We start from the raw sequence: 17,057 nt of genomic DNA, 5'->3' as shown, positions 1-17,057 counted from the left end.
ACCGACCCGACCCCCCCCCCACGGCCCCCGTGCCCCGCCCCGAAGGGCGCGGCAGGCGGGGCCGCCCCGGCGCGAGGAGAGACCCATGACCGCGACCAACCCCTTCGAGGACGACGACGCCCGCTACTACGTGCTCGTCAACGCCGAGAACCAGCACTCGCTCTGGCCGGCCTTCGCCGAGATCCCGGACGGCTGGACCGTGGTGCACGGCGAGGACTCCCGGCAGGGCTGTGCCGCGTACACCGAGGAGCACTGGACCGACCTGCGCCCGGCGAGCCTGGCCGCCCGTTCCTGACGCCGGACCCCCGGCGGGCGCGGCCCGTCCCGCCCGCTCCCGTCCGGCGCGCGACCGCGTCCGGGAGATGGCGGGACGGGAGCCGGCGGCACGGGAGCCGGCGGCACGGGAGCGGGCAGGGCCCGTCCGCCTCACGCCAGGACGCGGGTGAGGATCCGGGAGCCGCGCGCGGGATCGAGGGCGGCCCGCCACGCGGGCGGCGCCTCCTCCTCGCGACCGGCGGCGAAGCCGTGCCGCAGGAAGAGCAGCCCGCTGCCGACGGTCGCCGCGCACACCCGGGCGGCGCCCCGCGCGTCCGCCTCGCGGAGCACGGCGCCGAGCAGCGCGGAGCCGATGCCCCGCCCCTGATGTCCGGGCGCCACGCAGAAGTTGTAGAGCACGACCGCCACCCGGCCCCGCGCGTCGGCGCAGGCCCGCAGACCCACACATCCCACCAGACCCTCGGCGCCGGCCTCCACGACCAGGAAGTCCGCCGCGTCGCGGGCCAGTTCGGCGAGCGACCGGTCGCGCAGGGCGCCCTCGCGCACGAACGGCCTCGACAGCCGGTGGACCGCGCCGGCATCCCCGGCCCCGGCCGCCCTGACCTCGACGAGGGGCAGCGGCGGGCGCTCCGGTCGGGACAGTGCAGTGTTCAACGTCTTCTCGCTCTCTGACAACTGACGGACCGCCGTGAGTTCGCGGCACGCGTTTGACTGCACGATAGCTACTTAGGTAAGCCTTACCTAACCAACACCTGCACCACCGGAACGGGAAGACGAGGACCCACCCATGGCCGACACGGCCGGACAGCAGACCTTCGCCCTGGAGCGGCTCACGCGTGACGTCGCCGACGTGCTCTACGTCGACGCCGAGGAGATCGACCCGGACGAGAGCCTGCTCGACCAGGGCCTCGACTCGATCCGGCTGATGGCCCTGGTCGAGACGTGGCGCGCCGACGGCGCCGTGATCGGATTCGTCGAACTCGCCGAACACCCCACCCTCAAGGAGTGGGCCGCCCTCCTCGGGCAGCCGTCGGGAGCGTCCCGTGCGAGCCGGTGACCTCCTCATCGACATCAGCCCGCTGCGGGCCAGCCGCGACTTCCGGGCGATCTTCATCGCCCGGATCGTGTCCCTCTTCGGACTCGGCATGGCCATGGTGGCGCTGGCCAAGCAGGTCTACGACCTGACGGGCTCCACCTTCGGGGTCGCCGTCTCCAGCATGATCATGAGCGTCACCGTGCTGCTCGGCTCCCTCTGGGGCGGCTGGGCGGCCGACCGCATGGACCGCCGGAAGCTGATCCTGTGGGGCCGTTCCTCCGCCGCCCTCGCCTTCGCCGGACTCGCGGTCAACGCCTTCCTGCCCGACCCGCAGCTGTGGACGGTCTACCTGTTCGTCGCCCTGGACGGACTCGCCACCGGAGTCAGCGTCACCGCCCTGATGGCCGTCGCCCCGACCCTGGTCCGGCCCGACCAACTGCCCGCCGCGGGCGCCCTGATCTCCCTCACCGGCGAGCTCGGATCGATCGCCGCCCCCTTCCTCGGCGGTGTGGTGCTCGCCCTGACCGGCGGCCCCGGACCGGTCTACGCCTTCACCGCCGTCACCACCGGCGTCACCACCCTGCTCCTCCTCAGGCTGCGCCCGCTGCCCCCGGTCACGGACGACGACGAGGACGAGGACGGCGCCGAGGACTCCGGCTCGCCGCTCGCCGCCTTCCGGTTCGCCGTCCGCAACCGCGTCGTCGGCGGCCTCCTCGCCCTCGGCGGGATCAACGCGCTGTTCAGCATGCCGGTCGTCGTCTTCCCCGAGCTGGTCGACAAGCGGTTCGGCGGCGGCGAGTTGATGCTCGGCCTGCTGTACACCGCCCCGGCCGTGGGCGCGATCCTCGTCTCCGCCACCAGCGGCTGGATCGCGCGAGCGCCCCGGCCCGGACGCCTGCTGCTCACCGCCGCGTTCGTCGGCGGTCTGGCCATCCTCGGTTTCGGACTCAGCGGCAGCCCCGCGCTCGCCTTCGCGATGCTGGCCGTGGGCGGAGCCGCCGGCACGGTCTACGAGATCCTCGAGTACGCCCTCGTCCAGCACAACACCCCGGACCGGCTGCGCGGCCGCATGGTCAGCGTCCTCACCGCCCAAGGCACCACCGGCGGCATCGCGGGCGAGGTCGAAGTCGCCCTGGTGGCCAAGTGGTTCAGCCCGGCCGGCGCCGCCGTCGTGAACGGCGTGGTGTGCACGGCGGCTGCCGTGGTCGTCGCCCTCACGGTCCCCGGACTGCGGCACGCCACCCTCCCCGAGGAGGAGCCCGAGGACGACGGTCCGCCCGAGGGCCCCGACCTCGCGAAGACTCCCGCCGCCGCCGCGCGGATCGACGCCACGGGCCCGGCGGGCGGCTGACCCGCCCGCCGGTGCCGCCCCGCCCTCCCCCACACCCCCTCTCCGTCCCGTCCCGCGGCCGGCCCCCCTGCCGCCGCGGGTGAACCCTGGAGCAAGATCCATGACCGAGCGTGCCCAGCGACGCCTCGCCCTGACCGGGGCCCAGACCGGAGTCTGGTACGGCCAGCGGCTCGACCCCGACTCCCCGGTCTACAACGTCGGCCAGTACGTCGCCGTCGACGGGACGCTCGACCCGGACCTCTTCGCCACGGCCCTGCGCCGGGTCGTCGGGGAGTGCGAGGCCCTCACCGTCCGCTTCGAGGAGGACGAGCACGGACAGCCCGTCCAGATCCTCGCCGACGCGCCCCCGGACGGCCCCGTCGTCACGGTCGTGGACCACCGGGGCGAACCGGACCCGGAGGCCGCCGCGCTCGCCCGGATGCGCGCCGACATGGCCACCCCCGCCGACCCGGCCGCCGCCCCGCTGTTCGCGTTCGCCCTCCACCGGGTCGCCCCCGACCGCACGCTCTGGTACCAGCGCGTCCACCACATCGCGCTGGACGCCTACGGCTTCTCCCTGCTCTCCCGCCGTGCCGCCGAGGTCTACACGGCGCTCGCGCGCGGCGAGGAGCCCGCCCCGTCGCCGTTCGGACCGCTCTCCGCCGTCGTCGAGGAGGAGGCCGCCTACCGCGACGACGAGCGGTACGCCGCCGACCGCGCCCACTGGCTGGACCGGCTCGCGGACCTCGGCGACCACGAGCCCCTGGCCGGCGCCTCCTTCCCCGCCGCCCCCGGCTTCCTGCGCGCCGAGGCCGCCCTCTCCCCCGAGGCCACCGCCGGGGTGCTCGCCCTCGCCCGCGCCGCGAAGGCCACCTGGGCGGACGTCGTGACCGCCGCCTTCGCCGCCTTCCTCCACCGCTCGACCGGCAGCCGGGACGTCCTGCTGTCGCTGCCCGCGATGGCCCGCCTCGGCTCGGCCGCCCTCTCCGTGCCGGCCATGGTCGTCAACGTGCTGCCGCTGCGGGTCGCGGTCCGCCCCGACCTCCCCCTGGCCGGACTCGTCGCCGAGGTCGCCGCCGGCGTCCGGGACCTGCGCCGCCACCAGCGCTACCGCGCCGAGGACATCCGCCGCGACCTCGGCCTCGTCGGCCGCGACCGGGGCCCGCTCGGCCCGATGGTCAACGTCAAGGCGTTCGACAACGCCCTCGACTTCGCCGGCGCCCCCGGCACCGTGCACAACGTGGCCGCCGGACCGGTCGACGACCTCACCCTCGCCGTCCGCCACGACGCCGCCGCGGGCCGGATCGCCTTCGAGCTCGACGCCAACCCGCGCGCCTACGACGCCGAGGGCCTGGACGCCCGCTGCGCCGAGTTCGTCCGCTTCCTCACCGAAGCCGCCGGAGCCGCCCACGACACCCCCGTGGGCCGCCCCGACCTCCTCGACACCGGCGCCCTGCGCGCGCTCGCCGAGCAGGCCGCCGCCACCACCCGCGCGATCCCGCCCGGCACCGTCGCCGACGCCTTCGCCGCCCGCGTACGGGAGCACCCCGAGGCCCTCGCCCTCGTCGCGGGCGCCGAGGAACTCACGTACGCCGAACTCGACGCCCGGGTCGACCGGCTGGCCCGGCTGCTCGCCGCGCGCGGCGTCGGCCCCGAGCGGTTCGTCGGCATCGCCCTGCCGCGCGGCGCCGACCTCGTCGTCGCCCTGCTCGCCGTCCTCAGGGCGGGCGGCGCCTATCTGCCGCTCGACCTCGAATACCCGGCCGAGCGCCTGGAGTTCATGGTCCGCGACGCCCGCCCCGTCTGCGTCCTCACCACCCTCGCCGCCGCGCCGGACGCCCCCGACGTGCCCGGCACCGACACCCTCGTCCTGGACTCCCCCGACGCCCTGTCCGCGCTCGCCGACCTCGCCGACCTCGCCGACGGACCGTCCGCGCCCCTTCCGGCCCCGGACGGCGCCCACCCGGCGTACGTCATCCACACCTCCGGCTCCACCGGGCGCCCCAAGGGCGTGGTGATCCCCCACTCCGCGCTCGCCAACTTCCTGCGCATGCAGGCCCACGAGCTGGCCATGGCGCCCGGCGACCGGCTCGTCGCCGTCACCACCGTCTCCTTCGACATCGCGGCCCTGGAGCTCCACGTGCCGCTGATCAGCGGCGCGGCGGTCGTCCTCGCCGACCGCGACACGGTCCGCGACCCGGCGGCCCTCGCCGCCCTCGTCGAGGCCCACCGCCCGGCCGTCATGCAGGCGACGCCGTCGCTGTGGCACGCCCTGCTGGAGGAGGGCGCCCCGCGCGCCCTCGCCCGTACCAAGGTCCTCGTCGGCGGCGAGGCCCTGCCCGCCGCCCTCGCCGAACGCCTCGCCCGCACGGCAGCCTCCGTCACCAACGTGTACGGGCCGACCGAGGTGACCGTCTGGGCCACCTCCTCCGTCCTCTCCCCCGAACACACCGGCACCCCGGACATCGGCCTGCCGTTCTGGAACACCCGCGCCCACGTCCTCGACTCCGCGCTCCGCCCCGTCCCGCACGGCCGCCCCGGCGAGCTGTACCTGTCGGGCGAGCAGCTGGCCCGCGGCTACCTCGGCCGCCCGGCCCTCACCTCCGAGCGGTTCGTCGCCGACCCGTACGGCCCCGCCGGCTCCCGCATGTACCGCACCGGCGACCTCGTGCGCCGCCGGCCCGACGGCGTCATCGACTTCCTCGGCCGCGCCGACGACCAGGTGAAGGTCCGCGGCTTCCGCATCGAACTCGGCGAGATCGAAACAGCCCTGACGGACCGTCCGGAGGTCGACCGCGCGGTGGTCGTGGTCCGCGAGGACATCCCCGGCTCCCCGCTCCTGGTCGGCTACGTCACTGGCACGGGCGGCTCCGCCCCCGACCCGGCCGGACTGCGCGCGGCGGTCGGCGAGCGGCTGCCCGCCCACATGGTGCCGTCCGCCGTGGTGGTCCTGGACGCCTTCCCGCTCACCGCCAACGGCAAGGTCGACCGGCGCGCCCTGCCCGCCCCGGACCTGGCCGGCCTCACGACGACCACCGGCCGGACCCCGCGCGACGCCCGTGAGGAGATCGTCGCCGGCGCCTACGCCGACGTCCTGGAGCTGGCCTCGGTCGGCCCCGGCGACGACTTCTTCGACCTCGGCGGCCACTCGCTGCTCGCCGCCCGCGTGGCGGCACGGCTGCGCGCCGCCCTCGGCGCCGACTGCGGCGTGCGGGACGTCTTCGAGGCCCGCACCCCCGCCTCGCTCGCCGAGCGGCTCGCCGCCCGCACCGCGACCGGCCCCCGCCCCGCGCTCACCGCCGGGCGGCGGCCCGAGGTCCTGCCGCTCTCCGACGCCCAGCACCGGCTGTGGTTCCTGCACCAGCTCGAAGGCCCCAGCGCCACCTACAACATCCCGTTCGTCGCCCGCTTCGGCACCCTCCTCGACCCGACCGCCCTGGACGCGGCCCTCGGCGACGTGGTGGCCCGGCACGAGGCGCTGCGCACCGTCTTCGGCGAGCGCGGCGGCGAGCCGTACCAGCGGATCCTCGACCCGGCGGGCGCCGGGGTGCGGCTGCGCCTGGCGGAGACCGCCCCGGACCGCGTGGACGCGGCGGTGGCGGCGGCCCTCGGCCACCTCTTCGACCTGTCGGCCGAGGCACCGGTGCGGGTCACCCTGGTCCGCGACACCGAGCGGGGCGCCGACGCCCTGGTCGTGCTGCTGCACCACATCGCGAGCGACGAGTGGTCGATGGGCCCGTTCCTCCACGACCTCGAACACGCCTACGCGGCCCGACTCCGCGGCGAGGCACCCGAGTTCGCCCCGCTGCCGGTGCAGTACGCCGACTTCGCGCTCTGGCAGCGCGCGGCCCTCGGCGACCCGGCCGACCCCGCGTCCCCGGCCGCCCGGCAGGCCGCCCACTGGTGCGAGGCGCTCGCCGGTCTGCCGGCCGAGGCCACCGCGCCCACCGACCGGCCGCGCCCCGCCGAGCCCGACAACGCGGGCCGCATGACCCACCACGCGGTGCCCGCCGCCCTCGCCACCGGCATCCGCAGGCTGGCCCGCGACTCCGGCACCAGCGTCTTCATGGTCGTCCACGCGGCCGTCGCCACCCTGCTCCACCGCCTCGGCGCCGGCGACGACATCCCGCTCGGCAGCCCGGTCGCCGGCCGCTCCGACCCGGCGCTCGACGGCCTCGTCGGCTTCTTCGTCAACACCGTGGTGCTGCGCGCCGACCTGTCCGGCGACCCGACGTTCGCCACCCTCCTGGAGCGGGTGCGCGCCACCGACCTGGCCGCGCTCGACCACGCCGACCTCCCGTTCGACGCGGTCGTGGAGGCGGTCAACCCGGAGCGCTCCCTCACCCGGCACCCGCTCTTCCAGACCATGGTGTCGCACAGCACCGTCACCCAGGACGTGCGCGCCCTGTTCGGCCTGGACGCCTCCGTGGACCGCACCGACCCGGGCGTCACCAAGTTCGACCTCGACATCACCTTCTCCGACAGCGCCCACGGCGACGAGCTCGACCTGGAGGTCTTCTCCTCGTCCGCCCTCTTCGACGCGGCCACCGCCGACGCGCTCGCCACCCGGCTGCTGCGCCTCCTGGAGCAGGCCGTCGCGGCCCCCGACACCCCGGTCTCCGCGTACGAGCTGCGCTCCGGGGAGGAGCGGACGCTCCTGGAGCGGTGGAACGACACCGCCGTCGACCACCCCGCCGCCACCGTCGTGGAGATCCTGGCCGAGCGCGTCCGGGAGACCCCGGACGCCACCGCCCTGGTCTGCGGCGACCTGCGGCTCACCTTCGCCGAGCTGGACGAGCGCGTCACCCGGCTCGCCCTGCTCCTCGCCGGGGAGGGCGCGGGACCCGACGCCGTCGTGGCGCTCGCCGTGCCCCGCTCGGCCGAGTCCGTCGTCGCCGCCTTCGCCGTCCTGAAGGCCGGCGGCGCCTACCTGCCGCTCGACCTGGACCACCCGGAGGAGCGCCTGGCGTACATGCTGGACGACGCCGCGCCGGTCTGCGTCGTCACCACCCGGGCCGTGGACGACCGGGTCCCGGAGACGCCCGGCGCGACCCGGCTCGTCCTGGACGACCCGGCGGTACGGGACCGGCTCGCGGCGGCGGAGGGCGAGGCGCCCGCCGCCCCCGGTCCCGACGACCTGGCGTACGTCATCTACACCTCGGGCTCCACCGGCCGCCCCAAGGGCGTCGGCCTGCACCACGCCGGTCTGACGAACCTGTACCGGGACCACGAGCGGCAGCTGTACCGCCCGGTCGCCGAGCGGCTCGGGCGCCGCGTGCGGGCCCTGCACACGGCCTCGTTCTCCTTCGACTCCTCGTGGGAACAGCTGCTGTGGCTGATCGCCGGCCACGAGCTGCACGTCCTCGACGAGTACGGGCGCCGCGACGCCGACGCCGTCGTCGCCCACGTGCGGGAGGCGCGGATCGACGCGCTCGACGTCACCCCGTCGTACGGCCGCCACCTGCTCGACGCTGGCCTGCTCACGGGCGCGCACCGGCCGCCGCTGTTCCTGCTCGGCGGCGAGGCCGTGCCGCCCGCGCTGTGGACGGAGCTGCGCGCGGTGCCCGGCGTGGAGACGGTGAACTACTACGGCCCCACCGAGTTCACGGTGGACGCCCTGGTCGCCCGGGTCACCGACTGCCCGACCCCGGTGGTGGGCCGTCCCCTCGACAACACCCGGGCGCACGTCCTGGACGCCCGGCTGCGGCCGGTGCCGCCCGGCGTCCCCGGCGAGCTGTACCTCGCGGGCGTCCAGAACGCCCGCGGCTACCTGGGCCGTTCCGTGCTCACCTCGGAGCGGTTCGTCGCGGACCCGTACGGTCCCGCCGGCTCCCGCATGTACCGCACGGGCGACCTGGCGCGCCGCCGTGCCGACGGGCTGATCGAGTTCCTGGGCCGCGCCGACGACCAGGTGAAGATCCGCGGCTTCCGTGTCGAACTCGGCGAGATCGAGGCCGAGCTGACGGCCTGTGAGGGCGTCGCCTCGGCGGCCGTGCTGGTCCGCGAGGACGTCCCCGGCGTGCCGCGTCTGGTGGCGTACGTGACCGGCGGCGCCGACCCGGACGCGGTGCGCCGCGAGGTCGCCTCCCGCCTGCCGGAGTACATGGTCCCGGCGGCGGTCGTCGCCCTGGACGTCCTGCCGGTGAACGTCAACGGCAAGCTGGACCGGGCCGCGCTGCCCGCGCCCGCCGTGACGGCCGCCGCGCCGTCGCGGGCGCCGCGCGGCGAGGCCGAGGAACGGCTCGCGGAGGCGTTCGCGGAGGTCCTGGGCCTTGCCTCGGTCGGAGCCGAGGACGACTTCTTCGCCCTCGGCGGCCACTCCCTGCTCGCGACGCGCCTGGTGGCCCGGGTGCGGGCGGCGGGCCGCGCCTGCGCCGTACGGGACGTGTTCGAGGCGCGGACGGTCGCGGCGCTCGCCGCCCGGCTCGCGGAGCGCACCGCCTCCGCACGCCCCGCCCTCGCCCCGGCAGCTTCCCGGCCCGAGCGGCTGCCGCTCTCGTACGCCCAGCGGCGGCTCTGGTTCCAGTACGGCATGGACGGCGCGAGCTCCACCTACACGGTCCCCCTGGCCCTGCGGCTGCGGCAGCGTCCGGACGAGGACGCCCTGCGCGCCGCGTTCGGGGACCTGCTGGCCCGCCACGAGGTCCTGCGGACCGTGTACGCGGAGGCGGAAGGCGAGCCGTACCAGCGGATCCTGGCGCCCGACCGGGCCGAAGTCCCCTTCGCGGTCCGCGAGGTGGCCCCCGAGGCCCTGGCGGACGCGGTCGAGGCGGCGGTCGCGGAGCCCCTCGGCCTGGAAGCCGAACTCCCCCTGCGGGTCACGCTGTTCGGCGCGGGCGACGGCACCCACGTCCTGGTGGTGCTGCTGCACCACATCGCGACGGACGAATGGTCCACCGGCCCGTTCCTCACCGACCTGGACACCGCCTACACGGCCCGCCTCGCGGGCCGCGCCCCCGACTTCCCCGAACTCCCCGTCCAGTACGCCGACTACGCCCTCTGGCAGCGCGAACTCCTCGGCGACCCGGCGGACGCCGCCTCCCTCGCCGCCCGCCAGTCCGCCTTCTGGAGCGACACCCTGGCGGGGCTCCCGGAGGAGCTGACGCTGCCCACCGACCGGCCCCGGCCCGCCGTCCCGACCCACCGGGGCGACACGGTCACGGCCGCCCTCCCCGCCGAGCTCGTCGCCCGCCTCGACCGGCTGGCGGCGGACTCGGGCGCGACGATGTTCATGGTGGTGCACGCGGCCGTCGCGGCCCTGCTCCACCGGCTCGGCGCCGGCGACGACATCCCCCTCGGCACCCCGGTCGCCGGACGCGGCGACAGCGCCCTCGACGGCCTCGTGGGCTTCTTCGTCAACACGGCCGTGCTGCGCACCGACCTGTCCGGCGACCCGTCCTTCACGGAGCTGCTGCACCGGGCCCGTACGGCCGGCCTCGCCGTCCTCGACCACGCCGACCTGCCCTTCGACGCCGTCGTGGAGGCGGTGGCGCCGGCCCGCTCGCTCGCCCGCCACCCGTTGTTCCAGACGATGGTGGCGTACGAGGGCGGCGGCCCGGACCTCTCCCGGCTGCTCGGCACGGACGCCGAGGAGTTCCCGGTACGGGGCGGCGCGGCCAAGTTCGACCTGGAGATCCTTTTCCGGCGCGCGAACGGAGCGGAGGGCACCGGCGGCACCGGCGGCGCCGGCATGACCTGCGGAGTGCGGTACGCGACCGACCTGTTCGAGCGCGCGGGCGCCGAGCGCCTGACGGAACGGCTCGTCCGCCTGCTCGACGCCGTGGCGGCCGCGCCCGACGCGCCCGTCTCCTCGGCGGCCCTGATGGGTGACGACGAGCGGCGCGCCCTGGAGGGGTGGAACGCGACCGGGCGGGCCGTCGACGGTCCCCGCACCCTCGCGGACCTGGTGGCGGCCGGCGCCGGGAAGGCCCACGGCCCGGCCCTGGTCTTCGAGGGCGAGGAGCTGTCCCGTACGGACTTCGAGGCGGCCGTCAACCGCCTCGCCCGGCTGCTGATCGACCGGGGCGTGGGACCGGAGACGGTCGTCGCCGTGGCCCTGCCCCGCTCGCTCGACCTGCTCGTCGCCCTGCACGCCGTGGTCAGGGCCGGTGGCGCCTACCTGCCGCTCGACCTCACCCTGCCCGCCGACCGCCTCACCCACATGACGGACACCGCGCGTCCGCTGTGCGTCCTGACGGACCTTCCGTCGCTCGGCGCGCTGCCGGCCGGCGTGGAGGCCGAGCCGGTGGTCCTGGACGCGCCCGAGGTGCGCGCGGAGCTGGACGCCCTCGCGGACACCGAGATCACGGACACGGACCGGCGGGCGCCGCTGCTGCCCCGCCACCCGGCGTACGTCATCTTCACCTCCGGCTCCACCGGACGCCCCAAGGGCGTGATGGTCGAGCACGAGGCCATCGTCAACCGCCTCCAGTGGATGCAGGGCACCTACCGGCTGACCTCGGCCGACCGGGTCCTCCAGAAGACGCCGACCACCTTCGACGTCTCCGTCTGGGAGCTGTTCTGGCCGCTCACCCACGGCGTGCCCCTGGTCATCGCCCGGCCGGACGGCCACAAGGACCCCGAGTACCTGGCCGGTCTGATCCGCGAACAGCGCGTCAGCGTCCTGCACTTCGTGCCGTCGATGCTCCAGGCGTTCCTGGACTCGGCGGACGTGGCGGAGTGCCCGAGCTTGCGGCTCGTGGTGTGCAGCGGCGAGGCCCTGCCGACGGAGCTCGTCGACCGGTTCCACGCCTCCGCCGGGGATCGAACGGTCGCCCTGGAGAACCTGTACGGACCCACCGAAGCAGCCGTCGACGTCACCGCCGCCTCGGCCCTGCCGGGCGCCACGACCGCCTCCGCCTCCATCGGCTCCCCGGTCTGGAACACCCGCGTCCACGTCCTCGACGGACGCCTCCAGCCCGTCCCCGTCGGCGTCCCCGGCGAGCTCTACCTCGCCGGAATCCAGCTCGCCCGCGGCTACCTCACCCGCCCCGACCTCACAGCGGAACGATTCGTCGCCGACCCCCACGGCCCCGCCGGCACCCGCATGTACCGCACCGGCGACCTCGTCGTCCGGCACGCGGACGGCCGCCTCCAGTACCTCGGCCGCACCGACGACCAGGTCAAGCTCCGCGGCCTGCGCATCGAACTCGGCGAGATCGACGCCGTGCTCTCCGGGGCTCCCGGCGTGGCCCACGCGGTGACGCTGGTCCGCGAGGACCGGCCGGGTGTCCAGCGGCTCGTGGCGTACGTCGTCGGCGCCGGCGACGGGCCGGTCCCCGTGGACGCGGTGCGCGCCCACGCGGCCTCCCGCCTGCCGGAGTACATGGTCCCGGGCGTGTTCGTGAAGATCCCGGCCGTGCCGCTCTCCCCCAACGGCAAGCTCGACCGGCGCGCCCTGCCCGCGCCGCCGGACGCCGTCGCCGGGCCCTCGCGGGCGCCGAGGGACGCGCGAGAGACCCTCCTGCTCGGGATCGTCACGGCCGTGCTCGGTGTGGACACGGCCGGTGTCGAGGACGACTTCTTCGACCTCGGCGGCCACTCCCTGCTCGCCGCCCGCGCCGCGAGCCGGATGCGGACCGCGCTGGGCGTGGAGTGCTCCGTACGGGACGTGTTCGAGGCGCGGACGGTCGCGGCGCTCGCCGCCCGGCTCGCCGAGCGGACGGGCTCCGCCCGGCCCGCGCTCGTCCCGGTCGCCGCGCGGCCCGAGCGGCTGCCGCTGTCGTACGCGCAGCGCCGGTTGTGGCTGTTCGACAGCGTCCGGGGGCCGGGGACCGCGTACAACGTGCCCTTCGCCGTGCGCCTGGACGGGGCCGTGGACGCGGAGGCCGTACGGGCCGCCGTGGCGGACGTGGTGGCGCGGCACGAGGTGCTGCGGACCGTGTTCGCGGAGGCCGACGGGGAGCCGTACCAGCGGATCCTGGCGCCGGGTGAGGTGCCGGTGCCGTTCTCGGCGCGCCGCGTCGGCGACGGGGAACTGGCCGCCGAGGCGGAGGCCGTCTCCCGGTACGTCTTCGACCTGGCCCGGGAGATCCCGGTGCGGGTGACGCTGCTCAGCTCGTCCGACGACGCGCACGTGCTGGTGGTGCTGCTGCACCACATCGCGACCGACGAGTGGTCCACCGGACCGCTCCTCGCCGACCTGGACGCCGCCTACGCGGCCCGCGCCGCGGGCCGTGCCCCCGACTTCCCCGAACTCCCCGTCCAGTACGCCGACTACGCCCTCTGGCAGCGGGAACTCCTGGGCGACGAGGCCGAGTCGGGCTCCGTGGCCGCGCGTCAGGCCGCCTACTGGCGGGAGGCGCTGGCCGGGGTCCCGGAGGAGTGGGGCCTGTTCACCGACACCCCGCGTCCGGCGGCCCCGACGCACGGCGGCGACGTGGTCCCGTTCGGCGTGTCCGCCGCGACGGGCGCCGGGCTCGCCCGGATCGCCCGCGCCTCGGGCGCGACGATGTTCATGGTGGTGCACGCGGCCGTCGCGGCCCTGCTCCACCGGCTCGGCGCCGGCGACGACATCCCCCTCGGCGCCCCGGTCTCCGGGCGCGGCGACGAGCAGCTCGACGGGCTCGTGGGCTTCTTCCTGAACACGCTCGTGCTGCGCGCGGACCTGTCGGGCGAGCCGACGTTCGCCGAGCTCGTCGACCGGGTGCGGGACACCGGGCTCGCGGGCTTCGCCCACGCCGACCTGCCGCTCGAAGCGGTGGCGGAGGCGGTGGGCGCGGCCCGCTCGCAGGCCCGCAACCCGCTGTTCCAGGCGATGGTGACGTACCACTCGGTGTCCACCGAGGTGGACTCGCTGTTCGGCGTGGCGGCCCGTGAGCTGCCGGTCGAGATCGGCGGGTCGAAGGTCGACCTGGAGTTCGCCTTCGGCGGCTCGGAGGCGGACGGGCGGATCGAGGGCGGCCTGCGGTACGCGACCGACCTCTTCGGCCGGCCGGGCGCCGAGCGGCTCGTGGAGCGGCTCGTCCGGCTCCTGGACGCCGTGGCGGCCGACCCGTCCGCCCCGGTCTCCGCCCTCGACCTGAGGGACGGGGAGGAGCGGCGTGCGCTGGAGGGGTGGAACGCGACCGGGCGGGCCGTCGACGGTCCCCGCACCCTGGCGGACCTGGTGGCGGCCGGCGCCGGGAAGGCCCACGGCCCGGCCCTGGTCTTCGAGGGCGAGGAGCTGTCCCGTACGGACTTCGAGGCGGCCGTCAACCGCCTCGCCCGGCTGCTGATCGACCGGGGCGTGGGACCCGAGTCGGTCGTCGCCGTGGCGCTGCCCCGCTCGCTCGACCTGCTCGTCGCCCTCCACGCCGTGGTCAGGGCCGGTGGCGCCTACCTGCCGCTCGACCTCACCCTGCCCGCCGACCGCCTCACCCACATGTGCGCGACCGCCCGGCCGGTCGCCGTCCTCACCGACGCGGCCTCGGCTCCGGACCTTCCGGCGGGGCTCGCGGCGGAGCGGATCGTGCTCGACTCGGCCGCCGTGGCGGCGGAGTGGGCGGGCGCGGACCCCCAGAAGGTGACGGACGCGGACCGGCGGGCGCCGCTGCTGCCCCGCCACCCGGCGTACGTGATCTTCACCTCCGGCTCCACGGGGCGCCCCAAGGGCGTGATGGTCGAGCACGAGGCCATCGTCAACCGCCTCCAGTGGATGCAGGGCGCGTACGGGCTCACCGCCGGCGACCGTGTCCTCCAGAAGACGCCGACCACGTTCGACGTCTCCGTGTGGGAGCTGTTCTGGCCGCTCGCCCAGGGCGTGCCGCTGGTCGTCGCGCGGCCGGACGGCCACAAGGACCCGGAGTACCTGGCCGAGCTGATCCGCGAACAGCGCGTCAGCGTGCTGCACTTCGTGCCGTCGATGCTGGCCGCGTTCGTCGCGGCGGTGGAGGTCGCGGAGTGCCCGGGGCTGCGGCTCGTGGTGTGCAGCGGCGAGGCCCTGCCGACGGAACTCGTGGACCGGTTCCACGCCTCCGCCGGAGGCCGCGCGGTCGCCCTGGAGAACCTGTACGGACCCACCGAGGCCGCCGTCGACGTCACCGCCGCCACCGCCCTGCCGGGCGCCACGACCGCCTCCGCCTCCATCGGCTCCCCGGTCTGGAACACCCGCGTCCACGTCCTCGACGGACGCCTCCAGCCCGTCCCCGTCGGCGTCCCCGGCGAGCTCTACCTCGCCGGAATCCAGCTCGCCCGCGGCTACCTCACCCGCCCCGACCTCACAGCGGAACGATTCGTCGCCGACCCCCACGGCCCCGCCGGCACCCGCATGTACCGCACCGGCGACCTCGTCGTCCGCCACCCCGACGGCCGCCTCCAGTACCTCGGCCGCACCGACGACCAGGTCAAACTCCGCGGCCTGCGCATCGAACTCGGCGAAATCGACGCCGTGCTCACCAGCGCCCCCGCAGTGGCCCACGCCGTCACCCTCGTCCGCGAGGACCGGCCCGGCGTCCAGCGGCTCGTCGCCTACGCCGTCCCGGCCGGCGAAGGACCGCTCGACCCGGAGGCGCTGCGGGCGCACGCGGCGGCGCGGCTCCCGGAGTACATGGTCCCGGGCGTGTTCGTGGAGATCCCCGCCGTGCCGCTCTCCCCCAACGGCAAGCTCGACCGGCGCGCCCTGCCCGCCCCGCCGGAGCCGCGCCGAGCCGTCCCGCCGACCGCCCCTGCGGCGGCCGGCGAGACCCCGGCCGGGCTGCTCGCGCGGCTGATGGCCGAGGTCCTGGGGCTGCCCGAGGTGGGTCCCGAGGAGAACTTCTTCGAGCTGGGCGGCGACAGCATCGTCTCCATCCGGTACGTCAGCGAGGCCCGCAAGGCGGGGTTCACGGTGACGGCCCGGCAGGTGTTCCAGCATCCGACGCCGGCCGGCCTGGCCGCCGTCGCCGCGCCCGCCGCCCCGGCGGGCACGGCCCCCGAGCGACCGGCCGAACAGGCGACGGGTCCGCTGGTCCTGCCGCCGGTGGCGCGCTGGTTCGCGGCGCGCGGAGGCGCGTACCGGCGGTTCTGCCAGGCCCGTCTGGTGCTGCTGCCCGCCGGGGTGCGGCCCGCGGACCTGGAGACCGCGCTCCAGGCGGTCCTGGACCGGCACGACGGGCTGCGGCAGGTGCTGACCGTGGCGCGGCCCGGGGTGTGGAGCGCCGAGATCGCCCCGGCCGGCTCGCTGACGGCCGGTTCGGTGCTGCGGACGGTGGACGCCGCCGGGCTCGACCCGGAGGCCCTGCGGGCGCTGGTCTCCCGCGAGTCGGACCGGGCCGCCGGTGAGCTGGACCCGGAGTCCGGCAGGACCGTGCGGGCCGTGCGTTTCGACGGCGGGCCCGGCGCACCGGGCCGGCTGCTGCTCGTCGCCCACCACCTGGTGGTGGACGAGGTGTCGTGGCAGATCCTGCTGCCGGACCTGCGGGCCGCGTGCGAGGCGGCGGCGGAGGGGCGGACGCCCGTCCTCGACGCCGTGCCGACGGCGCTGCGCACCTGGACGGCGGGGCTGCTCGCCGAGGCGCAGAGCGCGCGGCGGACCGCCGAGCTGGACCGCTGGCTCGCCGAGTCCGTCACCGGCGGGCGGCTTCTGACGGAGCGTCCGCTCGACCCCGCGCGGGACACGGTGGCGACGGCGCGGCGGCTCACCGTGCGGCTGTCGGCCGAGCGCACCGGGCCGCTCCTGACGACGGTGCCGCAGGCGTTCCACGGGACGGTCAACGACACGCTGCTCACCGCGCTCGCGCTCGCCGTGGGCGACTGGGCGGCCCGGCACGGGAGGCCGGCGGACGGTCTGACCGTCGAACTGGAGGGGCACGGCCGGGAGCAGGACCTCGTCCAGGGCGCCGACCTGACCCGTACGGTCGGCTGGCTGACCAGCGTGTACCCGCTGCGGCTCACCGCCGACGCGTACGACGCGCGAGCGGTCGTGGCCGGTACGCAGGACGCCGGGGCGGCCCTGAAGGAGATCAAGGAGCGGATCCGCGGCGTCCCGGACGGCGGGATCGGCGCCGGGCTGCTGCGGTACGCCAACGCGGCCACGGCCGGGCTCTTCGACCCGGAGGACCGGCCGGAGATCCTGTGGAACTACCTGGGCCGGCAGACCGCCGCCCGGGAGTCGGCCTGGGGGCCGGCCGGGGAGTCCGACGCGCTCGCCGTCGGCCCGGAGCCGGACGCGCCGCTCGCGTACCCCCTCCAGGTGGACGCGGAGGTGGAGCACGGACCGGACGGGCCGGAGCTGGCCGCCTCCTTCCTGTGGGCGGGCGACGCCCTGTCCCAGGACACCGTCGCGCAGCTCGCGGACGGCTGGACGGCCGCCCTCGACGCGCTCGCCGCCTGGGCGGCGGGCGGGGACACCGGCGGGCACACGCCGTCCGACCTCGACCTGCTCGACCTCGACCAGAACCAGATCACCATGCTCGAAGAAATGTGGAGGGCCCAGCAGTGACGCAGGCTCGTATCGAG

Annotated in this window: 5 protein-coding genes; 4 read left to right on the top strand and 1 reads right to left on the bottom strand. The window is 76.2% G+C overall.

Annotated features, from left to right (window positions below; all coding sequences use genetic code 11):
• Positions 1–85 precede the first annotated feature (85 nt).
• Complete coding sequence (locus ACIGHB_RS02695) at positions 86–295, top strand: MbtH family protein (protein ID WP_360321865.1); 210 nt, start codon at positions 86–88, stop codon at positions 293–295.
• A gap of 131 nt (positions 296–426) precedes the next feature.
• Here ACIGHB_RS02695 and ACIGHB_RS02690 read toward each other — a convergent pair whose 3' ends face one another.
• A complete protein-coding gene (locus ACIGHB_RS02690; RefSeq protein ID WP_399908927.1) occupies positions 427–930 on the bottom strand; it encodes a GNAT family N-acetyltransferase in 504 nt (167 codons plus the stop codon).
• A gap of 133 nt (positions 931–1,063) precedes the next feature.
• Here ACIGHB_RS02690 and ACIGHB_RS02685 point away from each other — a divergent pair, with 133 nt between their 5' ends.
• The 3 genes from ACIGHB_RS02685 (at position 1,064) to ACIGHB_RS02675 (ending at position 17,040) form a co-directional block, all read left to right on the top strand.
• Positions 1,064–1,333, top strand: a complete 270-nt coding sequence (locus ACIGHB_RS02685) for a phosphopantetheine-binding protein (protein ID WP_360321871.1) — start codon at positions 1,064–1,066, stop codon at positions 1,331–1,333.
• The gene (gene entS, locus ACIGHB_RS02680) at positions 1,320–2,663 is read left to right on the top strand and encodes an enterobactin transporter EntS (RefSeq protein WP_399908925.1); all 1,344 of its coding nucleotides are present in this window, start codon (positions 1,320–1,322) and stop codon (positions 2,661–2,663) included. The genes ACIGHB_RS02685 and entS overlap by 14 nt, the downstream gene beginning before the upstream one ends.
• Positions 2,664–2,763: 100 nt before the next feature.
• Positions 2,764–17,040 (top strand): amino acid adenylation domain-containing protein, encoded by a 14,277-nt coding sequence (locus ACIGHB_RS02675; RefSeq protein ID WP_399908923.1) that lies wholly within the window; start codon positions 2,764–2,766, stop codon positions 17,038–17,040.
• The last annotated feature ends 17 nt before the right edge of the window (positions 17,041–17,057 follow it).

It is taken from the genome of Streptomyces sp. NPDC085460, assembly GCF_044541975.1.
Taxonomy (GTDB): Bacteria; Actinomycetota; Actinomycetes; order Streptomycetales; family Streptomycetaceae; genus Streptomyces.
The sequence above is the reverse complement of the archived record's forward strand: the minus strand, read 5'-3'. Positions and strand labels throughout refer to the sequence as shown.

What these genes read in the sequence shown, in the direction of transcription:
- ACIGHB_RS02695 (WP_360321865.1), top strand. Translation starts at nt 86, where the DNA reads ATGACCGCGACCAACCCCTTCGAGGACGACGACGCCCGCTACTACGTG.
- ACIGHB_RS02685 (WP_360321871.1), top strand. Translation starts at nt 1,064, where the DNA reads ATGGCCGACACGGCCGGACAGCAGACCTTCGCCCTGGAGCGGCTCACG.
- ACIGHB_RS02675 (WP_399908923.1), top strand. Translation starts at nt 2,764, where the DNA reads ATGACCGAGCGTGCCCAGCGACGCCTCGCCCTGACCGGGGCCCAGACC.